Genomic DNA, 865 nt, shown 5'->3' with positions numbered 1-865 from the left:
ATCACAATCTAATGCTTGGTAGGCTGCGCTTGTTGTTGTGTAATCTTGTAAAGTTACATCGTATGAACATGGGTCTTCTGAGTCTGTACCGTTGCCATCATCGATGCCATTTCCGTCTGGATCTAATTCCGTTAGGTTTGTAACTCCATCGCCATCACAGTCTGCTAATGCCCATGCACTTGTCGTATCTGTTAAATCTACATTTGTAACATCTGCATCTACACATGGATCGTTTGGATCGGTATCACTACCATTTGGTGTGCCATCGCCATCACAATCTGCTGCATCCCATACTGGACCGCCTTGTGTTAATGTAACATCTGCTGCGTTGTAATCACATGGATTATTCCAATCTGTTCCGTTTCCGTCATCAATACCGTTTCCATCTGGATCAATCTCATCGCCATTGGTTACACCATCGCCATCACAATCTGCATTTGCAAAAACTGCATTTGTTAAGTCTTCATCGCCTACAGTACCATCATCTTCACATGGATCTTCTGGATCTGTACCATTGCCATCATTGATGCCATTTCCGTCTGGATCTAATTCCATTCCGTTTGGTGTTCCGTCTCCATCACAGTCTGCTGTGTACCATGCGCTTGTCGTATCTGTTAAGTCTACATTTGTAACATCCATATCCACACATGGGTCGTTTGGATCGGTATCACTTCCGTTTGGTGTTCCATCGCCATCACAGTCTGCTGTTAACCACGCTGATGTTGGCGTTAAAGTAACTAAGATTGGATCGTAATCACATGGATCTTGTTCGTCTGTTCCATTACCATCATCGATGCCATTTCCGTCTGGATCAATCTCATCACCATTGGTTACACCATCGCCATCACAATCTAATGCTTGGTAG

General features: G+C 43.9%; 1 pseudogene. It reads right to left on the bottom strand.

From position 1 onward, the window contains the following. A pseudogene (locus WA327_RS08405) lies at nt 1-865 on the bottom strand (hypothetical protein); the annotation flags it as partial.

It is taken from the genome of Mesoflavibacter sp. CH_XMU1404-2, assembly GCF_037029465.1.
In the GTDB taxonomy this organism is placed as follows: Bacteria; Bacteroidota; Bacteroidia; order Flavobacteriales; family Flavobacteriaceae; genus Mesoflavibacter.
Note: the sequence above shows the minus strand (reverse complement) of the source record. Positions and strands in the feature narration are given on the sequence as shown.